1 protein-coding gene is annotated in these 402 nt (G+C 32.3%); it reads left to right on the top strand.

The features are described 5' to 3' along the window. Positions 1–402: hypothetical protein (locus K9U41_RS23575; RefSeq protein ID WP_282643244.1), on the top strand; the 402-nt coding region annotated here is incomplete at both ends.

Here is a 402-nt window from a genome sequence, read left to right as displayed (position 1 = left end):
ATATAATGGTACAGGGGTAAAAGCAAATTTAAATGATTATACACTGAGAATTTATTCTGACGGTGCAACTACTCCTACTTATGAACTGCCTTTAAGTGGCTATCTTGAAGATAATGAAACTATTGTTATAAAAAATAGTGCTGCTACATTAAATTATAATGGGATAGCAATTTCCTGGGATAATTTGAAATTTGATGGCAATGATGACGTATCACTTTATAGAATTTCAACCAAGTCAGACATTGATGTTGTTGGTGTTATCGGACAAAATCCGGGAACTGAGTGGAAATATCTTACTTCTTGGACAACCAAAGAACGAACTTTAAGAAGAAAAAATTCTATTACAAATCCAGTTGTTAACAAAAATAATTTTGAAACCTTAGGCATAGAATGGGACTATGC

Origin of the sequence: Xanthobacter autotrophicus, from assembly GCF_029991245.1 — a bacterium.
Taxonomy (GTDB): domain Bacteria; phylum Pseudomonadota; class Alphaproteobacteria; order Rhizobiales; family Xanthobacteraceae; genus Xanthobacter; species Xanthobacter autotrophicus_C.
The sequence above is the reverse complement of the archived record's forward strand: the minus strand, read 5'-3'. Positions and strand labels throughout refer to the sequence as shown.